This is a genomic window from Burkholderiales bacterium (assembly GCA_036262035.1).
Taxonomy (GTDB): Bacteria; Pseudomonadota; Gammaproteobacteria; order Burkholderiales; family SG8-41; genus JAQGMV01.
Map to the genome: position 1 here is coordinate 165,770 of DATAJS010000005.1, position 18,778 is coordinate 184,547.

The 18,778-nt window shown below is 68.0% G+C and carries 17 protein-coding genes and 1 pseudogene; 1 reads left to right on the forward strand and 17 read right to left on the reverse strand.

The window, feature by feature from the left end; translation table 11 throughout:
- Nucleotides 1-20: 20 nt before the first annotated feature.
- The 6 genes from VHP37_03710 to VHP37_03735 all read right to left on the reverse strand — a co-directional run bounded on the left by VHP37_03710 (nucleotide 21) and on the right by VHP37_03735 (nucleotide 6,340).
- Complete coding sequence (locus VHP37_03710) at nucleotides 21-1,235, reverse strand: ABC transporter substrate-binding protein (protein ID HEX2825426.1); 1,215 nt, start codon at nucleotides 1,233-1,235, stop codon at nucleotides 21-23.
- Between the two features lie 57 nt (nucleotides 1,236-1,292).
- A complete protein-coding gene (locus VHP37_03715) occupies nucleotides 1,293-2,012 on the reverse strand; it encodes an ABC transporter ATP-binding protein (protein ID HEX2825427.1) in 720 nt (239 codons plus the stop codon).
- A gap of 35 nt (nucleotides 2,013-2,047) precedes the next feature.
- Nucleotides 2,048-2,803, reverse strand: coding sequence for an ABC transporter ATP-binding protein (locus VHP37_03720; protein HEX2825428.1), 756 nt, complete (start codon nucleotides 2,801-2,803; stop codon nucleotides 2,048-2,050).
- Nucleotides 2,804-2,904: 101 nt separating this feature from the next.
- On the reverse strand, nucleotides 2,905-4,272 hold the full coding sequence (gene radA / locus VHP37_03725) for a DNA repair protein RadA (protein ID HEX2825429.1): 1,368 nt from the start codon (nucleotides 4,270-4,272) through the stop codon (nucleotides 2,905-2,907).
- A gap of 80 nt (nucleotides 4,273-4,352) precedes the next feature.
- Complete coding sequence (alr, locus tag VHP37_03730) at nucleotides 4,353-5,420, reverse strand: alanine racemase (protein ID HEX2825430.1); 1,068 nt, start codon at nucleotides 5,418-5,420, stop codon at nucleotides 4,353-4,355.
- Nucleotides 5,417-6,340 carry a LysR family transcriptional regulator gene (locus VHP37_03735; GenBank protein HEX2825431.1) on the reverse strand — a complete coding sequence of 308 codons (924 nt, stop codon included), beginning with the start codon at nucleotides 6,338-6,340 and terminating at the stop codon, nucleotides 5,417-5,419. Before VHP37_03735 ends, alr begins: the two co-directional genes overlap by 4 nt.
- Nucleotides 6,341-6,609: 269 nt before the next feature.
- On the opposite strand from VHP37_03735, the gene lplT reads away from it, so the two are divergent.
- Nucleotides 6,610-7,905 carry a lysophospholipid transporter LplT gene (lplT, locus tag VHP37_03740; protein ID HEX2825432.1) on the forward strand — a complete coding sequence of 432 codons (1,296 nt, stop codon included), beginning with the start codon at nucleotides 6,610-6,612 and terminating at the stop codon, nucleotides 7,903-7,905.
- Between the two features lie 97 nt (nucleotides 7,906-8,002).
- Here the strand turns inward: lplT and VHP37_03745 are convergent, their stop codons facing one another.
- From VHP37_03745 to VHP37_03795, 11 genes and pseudogenes are all read right to left on the reverse strand, one after another.
- Nucleotides 8,003-8,503: a hypothetical protein gene (locus VHP37_03745; GenBank protein ID HEX2825433.1), complete on the reverse strand. Its 501-nt coding sequence runs from the start codon at nucleotides 8,501-8,503 to the stop codon at nucleotides 8,003-8,005.
- Nucleotides 8,504-8,554: 51 nt separating this feature from the next.
- Nucleotides 8,555-9,154, reverse strand: coding sequence for an isoprenylcysteine carboxylmethyltransferase family protein (locus VHP37_03750; protein HEX2825434.1), 600 nt, complete (start codon nucleotides 9,152-9,154; stop codon nucleotides 8,555-8,557).
- Between the two features lie 13 nt (nucleotides 9,155-9,167).
- Nucleotides 9,168-11,678, reverse strand: coding sequence for a VWA domain-containing protein (locus tag VHP37_03755; protein ID HEX2825435.1), 2,511 nt, complete (start codon nucleotides 11,676-11,678; stop codon nucleotides 9,168-9,170).
- Nucleotides 11,679-11,685: 7 nt separating this feature from the next.
- A complete protein-coding gene (locus VHP37_03760) occupies nucleotides 11,686-12,510 on the reverse strand; it encodes a CbbQ/NirQ/NorQ/GpvN family protein (GenBank protein ID HEX2825436.1) in 825 nt (274 codons plus the stop codon).
- A 118-nt stretch (nucleotides 12,511-12,628) separates the two neighbouring features.
- A complete protein-coding gene (locus VHP37_03765) occupies nucleotides 12,629-13,117 on the reverse strand; it encodes a TPM domain-containing protein (GenBank protein ID HEX2825437.1) in 489 nt (162 codons plus the stop codon).
- A gap of 69 nt (nucleotides 13,118-13,186) precedes the next feature.
- A complete protein-coding gene (locus VHP37_03770; protein ID HEX2825438.1) occupies nucleotides 13,187-14,062 on the reverse strand; it encodes a TPM domain-containing protein in 876 nt (291 codons plus the stop codon).
- Nucleotides 14,063-14,071: 9 nt separating this feature from the next.
- Nucleotides 14,072-14,728 carry a LemA family protein gene (locus tag VHP37_03775; GenBank protein HEX2825439.1) on the reverse strand — a complete coding sequence of 219 codons (657 nt, stop codon included), beginning with the start codon at nucleotides 14,726-14,728 and terminating at the stop codon, nucleotides 14,072-14,074.
- 65 nt (nucleotides 14,729-14,793) lie between these two features.
- A pseudogene (locus tag VHP37_03780) lies at nucleotides 14,794-15,366 on the reverse strand (uracil-DNA glycosylase).
- A 204-nt stretch (nucleotides 15,367-15,570) separates the two neighbouring features.
- Entirely contained in the window at nucleotides 15,571-16,029 is a 459-nt protein-coding gene (gene rimI / locus VHP37_03785; protein ID HEX2825440.1) for a ribosomal protein S18-alanine N-acetyltransferase, read from the reverse strand.
- Nucleotides 16,007-16,690 carry a tRNA (adenosine(37)-N6)-threonylcarbamoyltransferase complex dimerization subunit type 1 TsaB gene (tsaB, locus tag VHP37_03790; protein HEX2825441.1) on the reverse strand — a complete coding sequence of 228 codons (684 nt, stop codon included), beginning with the start codon at nucleotides 16,688-16,690 and terminating at the stop codon, nucleotides 16,007-16,009. Before tsaB ends, rimI begins: the two co-directional genes overlap by 23 nt.
- 32 nt (nucleotides 16,691-16,722) lie before the next feature.
- Nucleotides 16,723-18,660, reverse strand: a complete 1,938-nt coding sequence (locus VHP37_03795) for a tetratricopeptide repeat protein (protein HEX2825442.1) — start codon at nucleotides 18,658-18,660, stop codon at nucleotides 16,723-16,725.
- Nucleotides 18,661-18,778 lie beyond the last annotated feature (118 nt).

Consider the following 18,778-nt stretch of genomic DNA (forward strand, 5'->3'; position numbering starts at 1 on the left):
TACCCGCCACCTTTTTTGCGTCAACCCTTAACCAGCGGGCAGCCACCCTCCTTCACCGGCCTGAACGCCTGGTCCGCCGGGATCGTCGCGCGCAGCTTGTAGTAGTCCCATGCGCCTTTGGACTCGGAGGGTTTCTTCACTTCGAAGAGGTACATCGGGTGGATCTTGCGGCCGTCGGCGCGGATCGAGCCCTTGCCGAAGATCGGGTCGTCGGTCGGCAGCTCTTTCATCTTCGCCACGACTTTCGCGCCGTCGGCGTCGCTCTTCAGCGCTTCGACCGCCTTGAGGTAATGCAGCACCGAGGAGTAGACCCCCGCCTGCGCCATCGTCGGCATCGCGCCCTTGTGCAGCTTGGCGAAGCGTTGCGAGAAGCTGCGCGTCTGCGCGTTGAGGTCCCAGTAGAACGACTCGGTGAGCAGCAGGCCCTGCGCCTTGTCGAGGCCGAGCGCGTGCACATCGGTGATGAAGACGAGCAGACCCGCGAACTGCTGGCCGCCTTTGACGATGCCGAACTCGGCGCCCTGCTTGATCGCGCTGATCGTGTCGGCGCCGGCGTTCGCCAGGCCGATGATCTTCGCTTTCGACGACTGCGCCTGCAGCAGGAAGGACGAGAAGTCGGAGGTCGGGAACGGGTGCCGCACCTTGCCGACCACCTTGCCGCCGTTCTTGAGAACGACCGCCTCGGTGTCCTTCTCCAGCGCGTGTCCGAAGGCGTAGTCCGCGGTGAGGAAGAACCACGTGTTGCCGCCGGTCTTGACCACCGCCGAACCGGTGCCGTTCGCGAGCGCCCACGTGTCGTAGGTCCAGTGGATGCTGTTGGGGGTGCAGGCCTTGCCCGTGAGATCCGACGAGCCGCCGGTCGAGTCCAGCAGGACCTTGTTCTTCTCCTTCGCGATCTGGTTGACCGCGAGCATCACCGACGAGGTGGGCACGTCGACGATCACGTCGACCTTGTCGACGTCGAACCACTGGCGCGCGATGCTCGAGCCGACCTCGGGCTTGTTCTGGTGGTCGGCGACGAGGATCTCGACCTTCATGCCTTTCTTCGCCGCGCCGAAGTCCTCGACGGCCATGCGCGCCGCGACGACCGACCCGGGACCGGCGAGGTCGGCGTACGTGCCCGACTGGTCGTTGAGCACGCCGATCTTGATGGCGTTGTCGCTGTATTGAGCGTGCGCCGATACGGCGCCGCATGCGAGGGCTACGGCCACGGCCAGCTGTTTCAGAACTCTCATCGCTTGCTCCTCCAGTAAATGCGTGAACGGGTGAACGAGTGTACGGGCAGGTCGCTGTCACACCCCCAGGTATTCGTGTATGCGATCCATGTGGGTTTCCAACTCCGCGTTCGGGATCATGTCGATCACGCGGCCGTTCTCCATGACGTAGTGGCGGTCCGCGACCGACTGCGCGAAGCGGAAGTTCTGCTCGACGAGCAATATCGTGAGGCCGCTTTCCTTGAGCTTGGCGATGGTCGCGCCGATCTGCTGCACGATCACCGGCGCCAATCCTTCGGTCGGCTCGTCGAGGAGGAGCAGCGTCGCGCCGGTGCGCAGGATCCGCCCGATCGCGAGCATCTGCTGCTCGCCGCCCGAAAGCATGGTGCCCTGGCTCGTCTCGCGCTCCTTCAGGTTCGGGAACAGGGTGTAGATGCGCTCGACGTCGAAGCCGCCGTCCTTCACCCTGGGCGGCAGCAGCAGGTTCTCGCGCACCGTGAGGCTCGCGAAGATGCCGCGCTCCTCGGGGCAGATCGCGATGCCCCGCTTGGCGATGCGGTTCGACGGCAGCGAGATCGTCTCCGCGCCTTCGAAGCGCACCGAGCCCGTGCGCTTGCCGACCATCCCCATGATCGACTTGAGCGTCGTGGTCTTGCCGACGCCGTTGCGGCCGAGCAGCGTGACGACCTCGCCGCGCCGCACCTCGAAATCGACGCCGTGCAGGATGTGCGATTCGCCGTACCAGGCCTGCAGCCCGTGCACGGCAAGCAGCGGAGCGCCGGGCGCAGTATCAGGCATGCCCCCGCCCCCGGCATGCGTGAATGGCACCGCTTTCACGCATGACCTTGCCCCAGGTAGGCCTGCACCACCTCGGGATTCTTCGAGACGGTCTCGTAATCGCCCTGGGCGAGGATCTCGCCGCGCGCGAGGACGGTGATGTAGTGGCAGAGGTTCGCGACCACGGCGAGGTTGTGCTCGACCATGAGCACCGTGCGGTTCTGCGCCGCGGTGCGTATCAGCGCCGCGATGCGCTCGACGTCCTCGTGCGTCATGCCCGCGGTCGGCTCGTCGAGCAGCATCACCTCGGGATCGAGCGCGAGCGTGGTCGCGATCTCGAGCGCGCGCTTGCGGCCGTAAGGAAGCTCCACCGCGACGGTGCTCTCGTAAGCGCTGAGCCCGACCGCTTCGATGAGCTGGCGCGCGCGCCCGTTGTACGACGTAAGCCGGCGTTCGGCGCGCCAGAAGTCGAACGATTCGCCGCGTTTCCTCTGCAGGGCGACGCGCACGTTCTCGAGCACCGTGAGGTGCGGGAAGACCGCGGAGATCTGGAAGGAGCGCACCAGTCCCATGCGCGCGACCGCCGCGGGGCGCGCGCCGGTGATGTCCTTCGAGTTGTAGAAGATGCGCCCGCGCGTCGCGGGCAGGAAGCGCGTGAGCAGGTTGAAGCACGTGGTCTTGCCCGCGCCGTTCGGGCCGATGAGCGCATGGATCGTGCCGCGCCTCACCTTGAGATCGACGTTCCTGACGGCGACGAAGCCTTTGAACTCCTTGGTGAGCTCGCGCGTCTCGAGGACGTAATCGTTTTCCATGTGCCGCCGGTCCCCCTAAGGGACGCGCCCCTCCTCCTGGCGTCAGCGGCCGCCTCTTCACGGACATGACCGCTGCATTGCTACGGCATCATACCGAACTATCAGCGCACGTGGGCAAACGCTTCTTCGACGCGCTCCACTGCGCTCACCTCCATGCCGGGAATCGCCTGCCGCGGCTTGTTCGCCTTCGGCACGAGGGCGTGGGTGAAGCCGAGCTTCGCCGCTTCGCGCAGCCGCTCCTGGCCGCGCTGCACCGGCCGCACTTCGCCGGCGAGGCCGACCTCGCCGAACACGACCAGCTTCGGCGGCAGCGGTTTGTTCTTGAGCGACGAGACGATCGCCATCAGCACCGCGAGGTCGGCCGCGGGCTCGGTGATGCGCACGCCGCCCACCGCATTGACGAAGACGTCCTGGTCGAAGCACGCGATACCCGCGTGCCGGTGCAGCACCGCGAGCAGCAGCGCGAGGCGGTTCTGCTCGAGGCCCACCGACAGCCTGCGCGGATTCGGCGCGTGCGCGTCGTCGACCAGCGCCTGGATCTCGACCAGCATCGGCCGCGTGCCTTCCTGCGTCACCATGACGCACGAGCCCGCGACTTCGACGCCGTGCTGCGAGAGGAAGAGCGCCGACGGATTCGACACGCCTTTGAGGCCCTTGTCGGTCATCGCGAACACGCCCAGTTCGTTGACCGCCCCGAAACGGTTCTTGAACGCGCGCACCAGCCTGAAGCTCGAGTGCGTGTCGCCTTCGAAATAGAGCACGGTGTCGACCATGTGCTCGAGCACGCGCGGTCCCGCGAGCGCGCCTTCCTTGGTGACGTGGCCGACGAAGACGACCGACGTCGCACCCGCTTTGGCGACGCGCGTGAGCTGCGCCGCGCACTCGCGCACCTGTGCGACCGAGCCGGGCGCCGACGTGAGCTGGCCCGAATAGAGCGTCTGTATCGAATCGACGACCGCGACGTCGGCTTTCTCGGACTGGATCGCCGCCTGGATCTTCTCGAGGTTGATCTCGGCGAGCACGTGGACCTGGCGCACGTCGAGGCCGAGGCGTTTGGCGCGCAAGGCGACCTGCTGCGCCGATTCCTCGCCGGTGACGTAGAGGAGCTTGCGCTTCGGCGCGGCCATGCCCATCTCGGCGAGCGACTGGAGCAGCAGCGTCGACTTGCCGATGCCGGGATCGCCGCCGATCAGCACCACGCCGCCCGGCACCAGGCCGCCGCCGAGCACGCGGTCGAACTCGGACACGCCGGTGGGAATGCGCTCTTCCTCGCGCGCTTCGACGTCCGACAGGCGCTGGAGCTTGCCGCCGTCGGCGATCAGGGCGAAGCGGTTGGACGTAGCCGACGCCGCTTCGGGCACCGTTTCCTCGAGCGTGTTCCAGACCTGACAGTGGGGGCACTGGCCTTGCCACTTCACGGATTGGCCGCCGCACTCGGTGCAGGTGTAGATGGTCTTAGCTTTCGCCATATCGACTTGCCGTCGTAGGGTGCGCGCGAGCGCACCGCGCCTTTAGCGGTGCGTTGGCACGCACCCCACGGTTCATTGGTTCACGTTTTCTCAATAACGCGCACGCGGGGCGCGAGTGCACACAGCAGCTCGTATCCCACGGTCCCGGCCGCAGTCGCGACGTGCTCGACCGGGTTGCCCTCGCCCCACAGCACCACGCGCGTGCCTGCGCGGGCATCGGGCGCGTTCGACAGGTCGACCACGAGCATGTCCATCGACACGCGGCCGACGGTGCCGCAGATCGCATCGCCGACCCGCACCGGCGTCCCGGTCGGCGCGTGGCGCGGGTAGCCGTCGGCGTAGCCGCACGCGACCACGCCGATGCGCTGTTTCGCCTCCGCCGTATAGACGCCGCCGTAGCCGACGATCTCGCCTGCACCAAGCTCGCGCACCGCGATGAGCTCGCTCGCGAGCGTCATCGCGGGTTTGAGGCCGATGTCGGCGCCCACGCTTTCGGCGAACGGCGAGCAGCCGTACAGCATGATGCCGGGGCGGACCACGTCGAAATGAGTTTGCGGGTAGCGCAGCACCGCGGCGGAGTTGGCGACGCTCCTCGGCAGCGTCGAGCCGGCGGTGACGCGCTCGAACGTCTCCATCTGCCACGCCACGCCGCGCTCGTCGTCCGCGGTCGCGAAATGGGTCATCAGCGTGATCGAGCCGACGGCAGGATTCGCCTCGAGCCGCGCGAGTGCGCCCGGGAAATCGTCCGGCTGGAAGCCGAGGCGATTCATGCCGGTATTGATCTTGAGGAGCACGTCGAGCGCGGCTCCCGCCGGCGCGGCTTCGAGCATGCGGATCTGCTCGACGCTGTGCACCGTGGCGGCGATGCGCCGCTCGGCGAGCACCGGGAGCTCGGCCGGCTCGAAGAATCCTTCGAGCAGCACGATGCGCTGCGTGTAGCCCGCGTCGCGCAGGCGGACCGCCATGTCGAGCTCGACGACCGCGAAGCCGTCGGCGTGCGCCAGCGCCCGCGCCGCGCGGTTCAGACCGTGGCCGTACGCGTTCGCCTTGACCACCGCGAGGGCCTGCGCGCCGTGTGCGTGACGCCGGGCCACAGCGTAGTTATGGGAGAGCGCGCCGAGGTCTATCGTCGCGGAGATCGGCCTCATCGGGACGACGACGCGCCCGCTTCCGCGAGCTCGCGCATGCGCGCGATCGCGAACTCGACGAACGTCGTCAGCAGGCGCGACCGGAACTTTTCCTTCGGATGCACCGCCGACAGCGTGCGTATCAGCGGCGGCGCCAGCGGTATCGCGACGAGCGAGCCGAGCTTCACCTCCTTGCCGATGGTCGCGCGCGAGACGATCGCCACGGCGATGCCGGTCTCGACGACGCCTTTCATCGCCTCGGGGCTGCCGAGCTCCATCACGACGTCGAGGTCCTCGGGCGGAACACCGCGCTCGCGCAGGTAGTTGTCGGTGAACTCGCGCGTGCCGGAGCCCGCTTCCCGCCGCACCACCGGGAGCGTCGCGATATCGTGCGCCTTCACGCTTTTCCTGCCGGCGAGCGCGTGTCCCGGCGCGCAGATGAGCACCAGCTCGTCGTCGCAGCAGACCTCGTTCTGCAGGCTCGGGAGGTAGGACGGCGATTCGATGAGGCCGACGTCGATCGTGTGGTCGGCGACGCGGTTCACGATCGTCTCGGAGTTCGCGACCGTGAGGTGCGCCTGCACCTCGGGATGCAGCGCTTTGAACTCGCCCAGCACCTGCGGCAGGATGAACTCGGCGATCGTCGTGCTCGCACCGAGGAGGAGCGGCCCCGCCACCGCGCCGGTGAGCTCGCCGATGCGCGTGTCCATCTCTTCCGACAGGGCGAGTATGCGCTCGGCGTAGTCCATGACCAGCCGTCCCGCCGGCGTGAGCGCAATCTTGCCGTGACTGCGCTCGAAAAGCCGAGTATTGAAATGCTCCTCGAGCTGCTTCACCTGGAACGTCACCGCCGGCTGCGTCATGAAAAGCTGCTCCGCCGCCTTGGTGAAGGAGAGCTGTTTCGCGACGGTGTAGAAGACCTGAAGGCGGCGGTCGGCCATCTTGGGGCGGAGCGGAGAGTAGAGAGAGGAGACAGGGGAGTTTAATTCACGCGTTCTCCTCCCTCCTATCTCCTTTCGCCTCTCCGGATACGATAGTATCCGCGGGATTCTAACTAACCGCCGAGGCCAAGGAGGGAATGATCGATCGTTTGCTGCTCGAGCACATCCTGCCGCTGAGGCCGTCCCGATCGCGGCGCGCGCGGCCGTTATGGTATAAACGCGCGGTCGTTCGCAAGCCGTAGCGCCTCCCCGTGTAAGTCCCCGGCACGATGCCCCTCGGTTTCTACCTGATCATGGCGGCGCAGTTCTTCTCGTCGCTCGCCGACAATGCGCTGCTCGTCGCCGCCATCGCGCTGCTCATGCAGATGCATACGCCGGAATGGATGACGCCGCTGCTGAAGTTCTTCTTCACCGTGTCGTACGTGCTGTTCGCGGCTTTCGTCGGCGCCTTCGCCGACTCGATGCCGAAAGGGCGCGTGATGTTCGTCACCAACCTGGTGAAGATCGCCGGCTGCCTGATTATGTTTTTCCATGAATGGCTGACCGTGCCCGGCGTCGCCGCCTTCTGGGTGGTGCTGCTCGCGTACAGCGTCGTCGGCCTGGGCGCGGCGGCTTATTCTCCGGCGAAATACGGCATCCTCACCGAGCTCCTGCCGCACCACCGCCTGGTCATCGCCAACGGCTGGATCGAGGGCCTGACCGTGGCCTCGATCATCCTCGGCACGCTGCTCGGCGGCGTGCTCATCAGCCGCGCGGTGTCGTCGATACTGCTCGCGTTCGACTTCCCCGGCATCGACACCGGCATCGACACCGCGCCCGAAGCGGCGATCGCGGTGATCGCGGTGTTCTACGTCATCGCCGCGATCTTCAACCTCTACATCCCCGACACCGGCGTCGACCACCGCCAGCCGAGCCGCAATCCCTTGTTCCTCGTGCGCGAGTTCGCGCACTGCGTGAAGCTCCTGTGGAGCGACAAGCTCGGGCAGATCTCGCTCGCCACCACGACGCTGTTCTGGGGCGCGGGCGCGACGCTGCAGTTCATCGTCCTCAAGTGGGCGGAAGTCGCGCTCGGCTATTCGCTGTCGCAGGCGACGGTGCTGCAGGGGGTGTGCGCGGTGGGCATCGCGATGGGGTCGGTCGTCGCGGCGCGCTTCGTGCCGCTGCGGCGGGCCGTGGACGTCGTGCCGGTCGGGGTCGCGATGGGCCTGATCGTCATCGCCATGAACCTCGCGACCAACGTGCACGTCGCGATTCCCCTGATGATCCTGATCGGCGCGCTCGCCGGATTCTTCGTCGTGCCGATGAACGCCCTGCTCCAGCACCGCGGCCACATCCTGATGGGCGCCGGCCATTCGATCGCGGTGCAGAACTTCAACGAGAACCTGTCGATCCTCGTCATGCTCTCGGTCTACGCCACGCTGATGTGGCTCAAGTTCTCGATCTACACCGTCGTCGTGATCTTCGGGCTGTTCGTGTCAGGGACGATGCTGCTGGTGAGGAAGCGGCACCAATACAACGTGAAGCAGGGCGGGATACCGGTGATTCCGGCGGATGCGCAGCACTAGGCGAAGTGACGGATGAGGCGGTGACGAAAGGCGTTTGCGCGGTGCGACCCGTCACCGTTTCACCCGTCACCGCATCACCCGTCACTTTTTCCGCAAATCAGACCGCCTCGAACTTCAGCCTCTTCACCTTCTCGAGATTGGTGCCTTCGATGCGGATCAACCGGGTCGGGCCGGTGCGGCTGGGGGAGTGGAGGTCGCCTTCGTTGTAGACGTGGGCGTCGCCGAGCTTGAGCTTGTACTCGCGCTTCTTCTTCACCTTGCCCGCTTTTTCGGTGCTCGCGGGCTCGAGCAGGTCCCAGTCGCTCATCGTGGTCTCGCCGCGCGCCTGGCCGTAGATCGCCCACGACGGGCCGTGGTCGTGCGGGGCGCTTTCCTTGGCGCCTTCGTAGTTGTGCGCGATGATGCAAAAGCCCATCTCGGGGTCCTCGTAGAGGATGTTGCGCTCGCTGGTCTCGCCGGCGAAGCTCTGCGCGACGAAGTCCTCGTCCTTCAGCGCCTTCTGGAGCAGCACGGCGACCTTGGCCCTGCCCTTAGGGGTGTTCTCGGCTTTGAGAATGTCGTGGGCCTGCGCGGAAAATTCCTGCACCGTCATCGCCATGGCGTCTCCTTCATCGAAAAGTCATGCGGGGAAACGTCGATGCTAGCACGGTCACAGCCAGCGCCGCACCCGCCGCCGATACGCCTCGTAGCGCTCGCCGTGCAGCGTCGAGAGATATCCTTCCTCGAGCCTCACCTGGAGCTGTATGAAGATCTCGGCCGCCACGAGCAGCGCGAGCGTCGCCGCCGCCGGATAGACGAGGACGAGGCCGAGCAGGTTCGCGCGCAGCGCGAGGAAGATCGGGTTGCGCGACATCGCGAACAACCCGCGCTCGACCAGCGCCGTCGGATGCTCGCGGTCGATGCCGATGCGCCACGATGCGCCCATCTGGGCCTGCGCGACCGCCATCAGGACGAGCGATGCGCCGAGCATCGCGCAGCCCACGATGAAGACCGCCTGAGAACGCAGCGCCGGCAGCGCGCCGAGCACGTCGAACGGCACGAGCCCGATCGCCAGAACCACGCTCGCGCCGCCCGCGGAGACCGCCTGCAGCCCGCGAGCGACGTAGAGCGCGACCTCGCCTTCCTTCGGCAGCACCAGCGGATTCACGCCGGTTCGCTTGCGCACGATGATCGACCGCGCGACGAAGAGGACCCCCACGAACACCATGTAATACGCGAGCAGCCCGTAGCGGAAGATCGGGTCGCCCATCGCGGGAGCGGCGCTAGCGCCGCAGGCGGAAATAGATCTCGGGGAGCTTGTTGGGCAGGCTGTTGATGTGGTCGAGCACGAGGTAGTGGCCGGGGCCGAAGATCTGCGGCAGATACTGGTTGGCCATCGTATCCACGGTGATGCAGAAGGGATGCACCCCTTTCGAGACCGCTTCCTTCACCGCCATGCGCGTGTCTTCGTGGAGATAACGCCGGTCGCCGCCGTCGTCGTAATCCTCGGGACGCCCGTCCGACAGGATGAGCAGCAGGCGCCGGCGCGTCTCGATGCCTTCGAAGCTCGCGGTCGCGTGCCGTATCGCCGCGCCCATGCGCGTCGCGAGCCGGCCCGACATGCCGCCGATCTGGCTGCGCACGTCCTCGGACAGCGGCTCGTCGAAATCCTTGATGTTGTAGTAGCTCACGTTGTCGCGATACTTGGAGCAGAAGCCGGCGATCGAATAGCTGTCGCCGACTTCCTCCATGCTCTCCGCGAACAGCAGCACGCCCGCGCGCACGCGGTCGACCAGGCGCCCGCCGCCTTCGGGCAGGTGCTGCATGATGGAAGTCGACATGTCGGCGAGCAGCGTCACCGCGATCTCGCGCTGGCGCATCTCGCGGCGCTTGTAGATGTCCGCCTTGGGCGAGCGTCCCGCGACTTTTTCGGCGACGTAGCTCACCACCGCGTTCAGGTCCATGTCGTCGCCGTCGAGCTGGCGCAGCTGCGGCGCCATGCGCGTCGGTTTCTGCGACTGGATCGCTTTCTTCAGGCGCTTCAGCGCGTTCGAATACTGGTTCATCAGGCGGCTGGTCTCCGCCATGTTCGATTCGCCGAGGCGCTTCTCCTGCACCCAGCTCCAGTTGCGCTTGTAGCGGTTCTCGCGGTAATCCCACTCGGGATACGGTATGCCTTTGTCGCTGCCGCCTTTGTCGCCGCGCTCGCTCTCCGCTTTCGCCGCCGCCTGCTGCGACGAGCCGCTCGACTCGCCGTAGCCCGCGACCTCCTCGCGCTGGCCGCTGTCCTGCTGGTCGCCGGCTTCGGCGTTCTGCGGCGTGCTCTCCTCCTCGCCCTCCTGCTGCTGCTCGTTCTGCTGCTCGGCGCCGGCCTGGGTCTGCTGGTCCTCGTCCTGCTGCTCCTGCGGATGCGCGAGCCGCGTCGAGTTCGGCGCGCGGCCGGGCAGATACGCAGCGTGGAACGCATCCAGGTCGCCGACGCGCGGCAGCGACGTCTCGGCGTAGATCGCGCCCGCCACGCGATACGAATCGGCGACGGTCGCCCCGCGCTCGAGCAGCGGTGCGAAGCGCGGATCGACGCCGCCCTGCCCGCGCGCGGCTTGCAGCGCGCCTTCGACCGTCGCGAGCGCGAGATCGTAGTAGGCGCCGGTCTCGGGATGCTTGGCGCCCGCGTCGCGCGCGGTCGCGGCGAGGCGGTGCAGATAGTTCGGGATGGCGCGCTGGACGCGGAAATCGACGCGCAGGTCCTCGCACAGGTCGAAGATGAGCTGGAAGCGCAGCGCGTCGTCGCCGTAGCGCACGAAGAGCGGCGCCCACGACACCGCGTCGCCTTCCGGGAACTCGATGTTCGCGGCCTTGAACAGCGCGCGCATGGCGTTGCGCTCGAAGGTGCCGTAGCGGATGTGCGCGGCGGCGTGCAGCACGCCGAGGATCGCCTCGCTGCGGCTCGGCATCACCGCGGGCACGAAGATCGTGCGTCCGTCGGTCTCGACGAAAGGCCGCCCTTTCTCCGGCGACCAGCTCGATTCCTTCAGATCGAAGGCCGCGCCGTACCAGACGTCGAGCAGCATGGTCAGCAGCCGGTTGCGGTCGGCGAGCCTGAAGCCCGGCAGGTGCTCGAGCAGGAGCGCGAGGCTCTCTTCCGATTCCAGCCTGAAATACGCCTCGCCGCGCGCGCGGCCCGACTGCATGATGTCCGCGCCGCGCAGCGCCCACGGCAGGATCGCCTGCGCGCCGAGCAGGTTACGCACGCGGATCGCGCCGCCGAGATACGTCGACAGCATCAGCTTGCGCGATTCGAAGAGCTCTTCGGCGGGCGCGCTCAACTGCTCGACGCCGGTGACGCCCTGACGTCCCGCGAGATCGAGCACCGGGGTCGTGAAATACGTCGAGCCGCTGTCGATCTGGCGCGCGCACCACACGAAGCCGATCTCGGCCCAGCGCTTCTCGCCGCTGTGCCCGAGCGACCCGAACGCGCGCGGCAGGTTCGCCATGAAGCCTTCGAGCGCGCGCCACGACCCGCGCCAGCGCATGAACTGCAGCGCCTGCTCGGTCCACGGCAGGACGGTTTCGGAAACTTCCTCGGCGGGCGCGCTGCCGCGGATGAAGGCGCGGCCGGCTTCGCGGTCGAAATCGAAGAGCGTGCGGCATGCGTTCAGCCACTCGACGGTCACGACCTCGCCGTGAGGCTCGATGACGGCGAGCGTCTCTTCGATGTCGCGGTGCGCGGCGTGGCTGTCGCGCTCGAGCTCTGCGAGCAGCGCCGCGACCGCGGGCTTACGTGCTGCGGCCATCGGCGCGTTACGCGAAATGCGCCTGGACGATCTCCATCAGCGCGTCGGCGAGCTCGACGTCGTCGGTGATCGGATTGACCATCGCGACCTGGCACGCGGCGATCGGATCGAGCCCGGCGTTCATCATGTTGGCGGCGTATACCAGCGCGCGCGTCGAGGTCGCTTCCTCCAGGCCGTGGTCCTTGAGCAGGCGCGCCTTGCGCCCCGCGGCGACGAGTTGGTGCACGATCTCGGGCGAGATGCCCTGCGCTTCGGCGAGCACGATCCTGCGCTCGATCTCCTCGGGCGGGAAATCGAAGTTGATCGCGATGAAGCGCTGCTTGGTCGAAGGCTTGAGATCCTTGAGCACCGTCTGATAGCCGGGGTTGTACGAGATCACGAGCATGAAGTCTTCGTGCGCGTCGATCTCCTGCCCCTTCTTCTCGATCGTGAGACGGCGGCGGTGGTCGGTGAGCGAATGGATCACCACGGTCGAGTCGGTGCGCGCTTCGACGATCTCGTCGAGATAGCAGATCGCCCCGGCTTTGACCGCGCGCGTCAGCGGTCCGTCCTGCCAGACCGTCTCCGCGCCTTCGAGCAGGAAGCGGCCGACGAGATCCGAGCTCGTCAGGTCTTCATGACACGACACCGTGACGAGCGGGCGCTCGAGCTGGAAAGCCATGTGCTCGAGGAAGCGCGTCTTGCCGCACCCCGTCGGGCCCTTGAGCATGATCGGCAGGCGCTTCTTGTAGGCGGCCTCGAAGATCGCGACCTCGTTGCCCTGCGGCTCGTAATACGGCGCGGTCTCGCCGACCTGCGGGACCTGCACGATGTCGCGTTCGACACCTTTCAATCGATTCACTGCGGTTTTCATCAACACACGGCCTTTGGTGGGAGTGCGGGTGTAACGATATTAATACAGTTCGGCGCCCGAGGTTTCCGGGTCCGAGCCTGCGAGCTTCGTGCCCTGCTCACAGTAAGGTCGGAGCGTTCGGAAGCTCGTCCGGATTCGCGCCCTCCGCCGGGAAATGGGCGGCGAGGCGCTCGCCGATCTCGGCCACGCCGGCCGCCGCGCCCTGCTCGAAGCGTCGCTCGCCGAACGCCGCCTGCATGCGCCCGCAGATGGCGTCCCACGCCGACTGCGGGATCGCGCGAGCGATGCCGCGGTCGGCGACGATCTCGATGCAGCGGTCGACGAGCTGCACGTAGACGAGCACGCCGGTGTTTTCCTCGGTATCCCACACTTTCAGCAGCGAGAACACTTCGAGCGCGCGCTCGCGCGGCGTGAGCCCGCGCAGGACCGGCAGAAACTCCAGCGCGCCTTCGACGGCGAAGCGGATCTCGCCGCGATGCGCATTCTCCGATGCGCCGATCGCCGCTTCGATGCGCGCGATCGCCGCCTGCGGAAAGGCGCGGCGCACGATCCACGGCGCCGCGAAGAGATGACGAAATGGGCGCATGCTCATTTCGTCATCGCGAGGCGCCCGCAGGGGCGCCGTGGCGATCTCGTGGCGCACGGATGCGACGCATCACCAGCGCCCCGAAGCCCCGCCGCCGCCGAAGCCGCCGCCGCCACCGCCCCAGCTTCCACCGCCTCCGCCGCCCCAGCCGCCGCCGATGCCGCCGCCGGGCCAGCCGCCCGAATACCAGCCGCCGCGGCCGTGGCGGCCCGCGAAACCGCCCATCAGCGACAGGAACATCGCGACGATCGCGACCACGATGCCGATCGCGATCGATCCGAGCATGAGCCAACCGGCGATCCCCGCGAGTCCGCCGATCACGCCCGAGCCCGCGAACCTGCCGAGCATCGCGCGCAGCAAGCCGCCGACGATGAAGACCAGGACGAAGCCGACCATCAGGAAGCTTTCGAGCCCGCCGCCGTCGCCGGGCCCCTGGATCTCACCCCGGCGGGCCGGCGGCAGCTTCTCGCCCTCGATCAGCGCGATGAGGCGCGTGACGCCCGCGTCGATGCCGCCGTAGAAATCACCGCGCTTGAAGTGCGGCACGATGTCGTCGGACACCACGCGCTTGGCGACCGCGTCCGGGATCACCCCTTCGAGGCCATAGCCGACCTCGATGCGCAGCGTCCGGTCCTTGATGGCGACGACGAGGATCACGCCGTCGTCGATCTTCTTGCGGCCGGGCTTCACCTGCTCGGCGAGGCGTATCGCATACTGCTCGATCGCCTCGGGCTGGGTCGTCGGTACGACGACCACCACGATCTGCGAGCCTTTCTTCGCTTCGAAAGCCCGCAGACGTTCTTCGAGCGCCGAGCGCTGCTGCGCGGTGAGCGTGCCTGACGTGTCGGTGACGCGCGAGGTGACGTTCGGCAGCGCCACTTGCGCCAGCGCCGCGAACGCGGCGAAGAGCAGCGCTGCGGCGGCGAGCGCCGCTCGCAGCGGCATCGTCATCGCTTACTTGGCCGGCGCGGGCGCCGGCTCGGGCCGCGGCGACTGCGCGCGGTCGCGCGAAGGCTGGCTGGTGCCGAAATCGACCGTCGGCGGCCGCGCGATCTCTTTCTCGTTCTCGACGGTGAACTGCGGCTTCTCCTTGTGCCCGAACATCATCGCGGTGAGGTTGGTCGGGAACGAGCGCACCGTCACGTTGTATTCCTGCACCGCCTTGATGTAGCGGTTGCGCGCGACGGTGATGCGGTTTTCGGTGCCTTCGAGCTGCGCCTGGAGGTCGCGGAAGTTCTGGTCGGACTTCAACTGCGGATAGGCTTCGGCGACCACGAGCAGCCGCGACAGCGCGCCGGTGAGCTGCCCCTGCGCCTGCTGGAATTGCTGGAACTTCTGCGGATCGGTGAGGATGTCGGGGCTGGTCTGGATGCTCGTCGCCTTGGCGCGCGCCTCGGTGACGCCGATCAGCACGTCCTTCTCCTGCTGCGCGTAGCCCTTCACCGTGTTGACGAGGTTGGGGATGAGGTCGGCGCGGCGCTGGTACTGGTTGACCACCTCCGACCATGCCGCCTTGATCTGCTCGTCCTGCGACTGCAGCGTGTTGTAGCCGCAGCCGGACAGGCCGAGCGCGACGATACAGAGCATGACTGAAGCGAGCCAGCGAGCCATGGCTATCCTTAGTTGAGCGCGAGAGCGCGCGATCCGTATGATAAATGGGTTTCGCGGCGCGCGTTTCAAGCGCCGGCGTTCGCGGCCTGCAGCCCGTGCATCGTCCTGCGCGCGAAGCACAGGTCTTCCCATGCCTTCGCCTTGTCGCCGAGGGTGCGCAGCAGGTACGCCGGATGGTAGGTGACGATGAGCGGCGTTCCGGCGAACTCGAGCACGCGCCCGCGCAGGCTCGCGATGCTCGCTTCCCTCGCCAGCAGGTTGAGCGCCGCGACTCGCCCCAGCGCGATCAGCAGCTTGGGTTTCACCAGCTCGATCTGCCGCCGCAGGAAAGGCAGGCATAGTGCCGCCTCGCCGGGCTCCGGATTGCGGTTGCCGGGCGGCCGGCACTTCACGATGTTCGCGATGTACACGTCCTCGCCGCGCTTCAAACTGATGGCGGCAAGCATGCTGTCGAGGAGCTTGCCCGCCTGGCCGACGAAAGGATCGCCGAGCGCGTCCTCGTCGGCCCCGGGCCCCTCGCCGACGAACATCCAGTCGGCGTTCTCGTCGCCGACGCCGAATACGGTGTTGGTGCGCTTCGCGTGCAGCGCGCACGACATGCACTGCGCGACCGCCGCCTTCAGCTCGGGCCAGTCCATGCGCATGATCGCGGCAGCGCGGTCGCCCGCGATCGCGGAATGCGTCGCCGGCGGTGCTGCAGGTGCCGAGACTCTCGCAGCAGGAGGCGCCGCTTCCGCGGCGAGCGGTGCTGCGGCGGGCGCGACGTCCTCGGCAACGGCGTCGCGCGAGCGCCACACCGCGAGCCCCATCTCCTCGAGCATCTCTTCGCGCGTGCGCTTCATCTAAAGAGCCATCTCCATCACCACCGCGTCTTCGCGGCCTTCCGTCGCGGGATAGTAGCCGCGGCGCAGGCCGATCTCGGCGAACCCCGCGCGCGCGTACAGCGCCCTTGCCGCGCCGTTCGACGGCCGCACTTCGAGGAACATCCTGCCCGCGCCGTAATCGCGGGCGAGCTTCGCCAGGAAAGCGGTGAACGCGGCGCCGATGCCCTGGCGCTGCCATTGCGGCGCGACCGTGAGGTTGAGCAGATGCGCTTCCTCGGCGCCGACCGCGACGACGGCATACGCGGCGAGACCTCCGTCGCGCTCGGCGATCCAGCAGTGATAGCCCGCTCCGATCGAATCGGAAAAGTTGCCTCGCGTCCACGGGCTCGGATGCATCCTGCGCTCGATCGCCTCGACCGTGTCGAGATCGGCCGCGGTCATCCTGCGGTAGGTGTCAGGAAGCCGCGCGTTGTTCATCGATGCGTAGCGCCACCTTGTTGCGCACGTAGACCGGCGCCGCGAGCTCGGGCGCGAGCGCTTCGCCCGCGGCGAAACGCGGAGCGGCGAGCCGCGCGATGTCGGCCGCGTGCGGATAGGCGTCGGGCTCGATACGCGCGAGCCGGTCGCCGTAGCGCGCTTGCAGCGCGTCGCGATAGGCGCGAAAGCCGCTCCCGCAGCCCACCCAGCCTTCACCCGGCACCTGCGGCCCTTGCGCCGCCGCGCACACGATCGGCTCGTGCACGGTGCGCCATACGCCCCCGTGCTTCTCGTAAGCGCCGAAATAGATCTCGTTCATGCGCGCGTCGATGCACGCGATCACGCGGTCGGCGCCGCTGCCTTCGGCCATCGCAAGGAGCGTCCCGACGCCGACGACCGGCAGGTTCGCGCCGAACGCGAGGCCCTGCACCACGCCGCAGGCGATGCGCAACCCGGTGAAAGAGCCGGGTCCTTCGCCGTACGCGATACCGTCGAGGCCGGCGAGCGCAGCTCCGCGCTCGCGCAGCAGCGCATCGACCATGCCGAGCACGAGGCGCGAATGCGTCTGTCCCGCGAGCTCGCCCCGCTCGACCGTCTCGCCGTCGAGATGGAGCGCGGCCGAGCAGTATTCGGTCGAGGTGTCGATGGCGAGGATGTTCAACGGGGCGCAATTCCAGTGAGCTCCGGCGGATTTTACCGTAGCAACGCCGCCGTTCTCGCCGCGCACCACGCTTTCCACATCGCTCGATAGGCCCGCTCCAGGTCGCGCGTATACCCCGCTTCGTCCATGAGCGCAGAGACCCGGAAACGCTCGCGTATCGCGGCGCGCCGTGCGCCGTCGGCGCGTCCGTGGCGCGCGAGGTCGGCGGCGATGCGCACGTAGGCGTCGGCTCCGTCCGCGATCCACTCGCCGAATCCCGCCGACGCGAGAATGCTCGAGCCGCTGCGCGACACCGACGTCTCGCCGCGCAGCGTGACGACCGGCACGCCCATCCACAGCGCGTCGCACACGGTGAAGCCGCCGCTGTACGGCGTGGTGTCGAAGCACACGTCGACCTCGCGGTACGCGGCGTAGTACTCCGATTGCGTGAGCCGCGGCAGGAGCCGCACGCGCGCGCGGTCGATTCCCGCCGCTTCGAATCTTTCCAGCAGGTCGCGCTGCGCTTCGCCGCGCGGCACCGTGAGCATCGTCAGCGTCGATCCCGGGGCCGCGTGCAGCGCCGCGATCCACAGCCCGAGCGTGGTTTCGGACGCTTTCGCGTAGCGGTTGAAGGAGCCGAAGCACACGGGCCGCTCCCCGTGGCCTGCATCGGAGACTTCGATGCGCGCCTCGTGCGGCGGGCGATAGCTCCAGAGGCTACGCGGCAGGCGCTGCAAGGTCTCGGTGTTGAAGGGCTCGGTGCCCGGCGGATCGAGCACGGCGTCGGTCAGCCGGTGCGTCATCGAAGTCAGGCCGCTCGTCGAGATATAGGCGAACCACGTGACCTGCACCGGAGCGGGACGGCGCGCGAACGCGCCCATGCGCGACGCGGTGGTGTAGCCCGCGAGGTCGACGAGGATGTCCACCCCGTCGGCCTCGATCCGCGCCGCGAGCGCGGCATCGTCGAGGTCCTGCACATCGCGCCACAGATCGAAGCGCGGACGCATGCGCTCGGTGTAGGCGTCCGCCTTCGACGACAGCGAATACGCGATCGGCGCGACCGCATCGGGGTCGTGATGCTCGAGCACGTGCTCGAGGAGCAGCGAACAGGTATGCGCATGCAGGTCGCCGGAAAGATAGCCGACGCGCAGGCGCTTGCCGGGCTCGGGGACATTCGCATGCGGCAGGACGCGCGCCGGCGCTTCGGCTTCGAAGAGCGCAGCGACGCGCCGGTGCTCGGCGGAGAGCTCGCGGGCGCCCAGCTTGTCCGAGAACAGCAGCGTGAAAAGAGCGACGACGCGCGTCCGCTGCGATGCCGGGTGTGCGTCGAGCGTGCGACGCGCGAGCGCGATCGCCTCCTCGATCCGGCCGATCTCGGTGAGCGCGAGCACCACGCCGAGCGCGGCGTCGGCGGAATCGGGCGCGGCCTCGAGGGCGCGCCGATGGCTGCGGAGCGCCTCGTCGATGTCGCCGGTGCGGTACAGCAGGAGCGAGTAGTTCCTGAGCGCGCCGGCGTGCGCCGGATCGACGTCGAGCGCGGCGCGCAGCTCGCGCAACGCAGCGGGCATATCGCCGCCGGCTTCGAGCGCGTCGGCGAGCACGATACGCGCGTCGACGAACGACGGAGCGGCGTGCACGGCCCGCGCGAGCGACACGGCGGCTTCGGCGTTGCGGCCGTGCGCGCGGTGCAGACGCCCGAGGTTGTAATGCGCCACCGCCGAGCCCGGCGCGAGCGCGGCGGCGCGCTCGAACGCTGCCGACGCGTCGGCGTCGCGTCGCTGGAGCTGGAGCGCGAGGCCGAGGCTCAGCCATGCAGCGGCGGAGCCGGGCGCGAGCCCCAGCGCCTCGCGCGAGAGCCGCTCGGCTTCAGCGTGCTCGCCGCGAGCGTCTGCCTGCTCGGCGCGATCGAGCAACGCACCCACCGCGCCGGCGCTGCCGCGCGCTTTCAGTGCGCCCGCTACGTTGCGCGCGAGTTTTCCGAGGAAGCTCATCGAGGCCGATTATCTACGCCGCGGGTCAGTGCGGCCAAGCCGCACCTCCCCGCGCAACGGCGCGCTCATGCGCCGGCGCGCGTCACAGCCCGGCGCATTATCATTCGCGCTTTACGAC

Bases quoted from the DNA above. Each gene is read 5' to 3' on its own strand.
- VHP37_03710 (HEX2825426.1), bottom strand. From the start codon at position 1,235: ATGAGAGTTCTGAAACAGCTGGCCGTGGCCGTAGCCCTCGCATGCGGC.
- VHP37_03715 (HEX2825427.1), bottom strand. From the start codon at position 2,012: ATGCCTGATACTGCGCCCGGCGCTCCGCTGCTTGCCGTGCACGGGCTG.
- VHP37_03720 (HEX2825428.1), bottom strand. From the start codon at position 2,803: ATGGAAAACGATTACGTCCTCGAGACGCGCGAGCTCACCAAGGAGTTC.
- radA (HEX2825429.1), bottom strand. From the start codon at position 4,272: ATGGCGAAAGCTAAGACCATCTACACCTGCACCGAGTGCGGCGGCCAA.
- alr (HEX2825430.1), bottom strand. From the start codon at position 5,420: ATGAGGCCGATCTCCGCGACGATAGACCTCGGCGCGCTCTCCCATAAC.
- VHP37_03735 (HEX2825431.1), bottom strand. From the start codon at position 6,340: ATGGCCGACCGCCGCCTTCAGGTCTTCTACACCGTCGCGAAACAGCTC.
- lplT (HEX2825432.1), top strand. From the start codon at position 6,610: ATGCCCCTCGGTTTCTACCTGATCATGGCGGCGCAGTTCTTCTCGTCG.
- VHP37_03745 (HEX2825433.1), bottom strand. From the start codon at position 8,503: ATGGCGATGACGGTGCAGGAATTTTCCGCGCAGGCCCACGACATTCTC.
- VHP37_03750 (HEX2825434.1), bottom strand. From the start codon at position 9,154: ATGGGCGACCCGATCTTCCGCTACGGGCTGCTCGCGTATTACATGGTG.
- VHP37_03755 (HEX2825435.1), bottom strand. From the start codon at position 11,678: ATGGCCGCAGCACGTAAGCCCGCGGTCGCGGCGCTGCTCGCAGAGCTC.
- VHP37_03765 (HEX2825437.1), bottom strand. From the start codon at position 13,117: ATGCGCCCATTTCGTCATCTCTTCGCGGCGCCGTGGATCGTGCGCCGC.
- VHP37_03770 (HEX2825438.1), bottom strand. From the start codon at position 14,062: ATGCCGCTGCGAGCGGCGCTCGCCGCCGCAGCGCTGCTCTTCGCCGCG.
- VHP37_03775 (HEX2825439.1), bottom strand. From the start codon at position 14,728: ATGGCTCGCTGGCTCGCTTCAGTCATGCTCTGTATCGTCGCGCTCGGC.
- rimI (HEX2825440.1), bottom strand. From the start codon at position 16,029: ATGAACAACGCGCGGCTTCCTGACACCTACCGCAGGATGACCGCGGCC.
- VHP37_03795 (HEX2825442.1), bottom strand. From the start codon at position 18,660: ATGAGCTTCCTCGGAAAACTCGCGCGCAACGTAGCGGGCGCACTGAAA.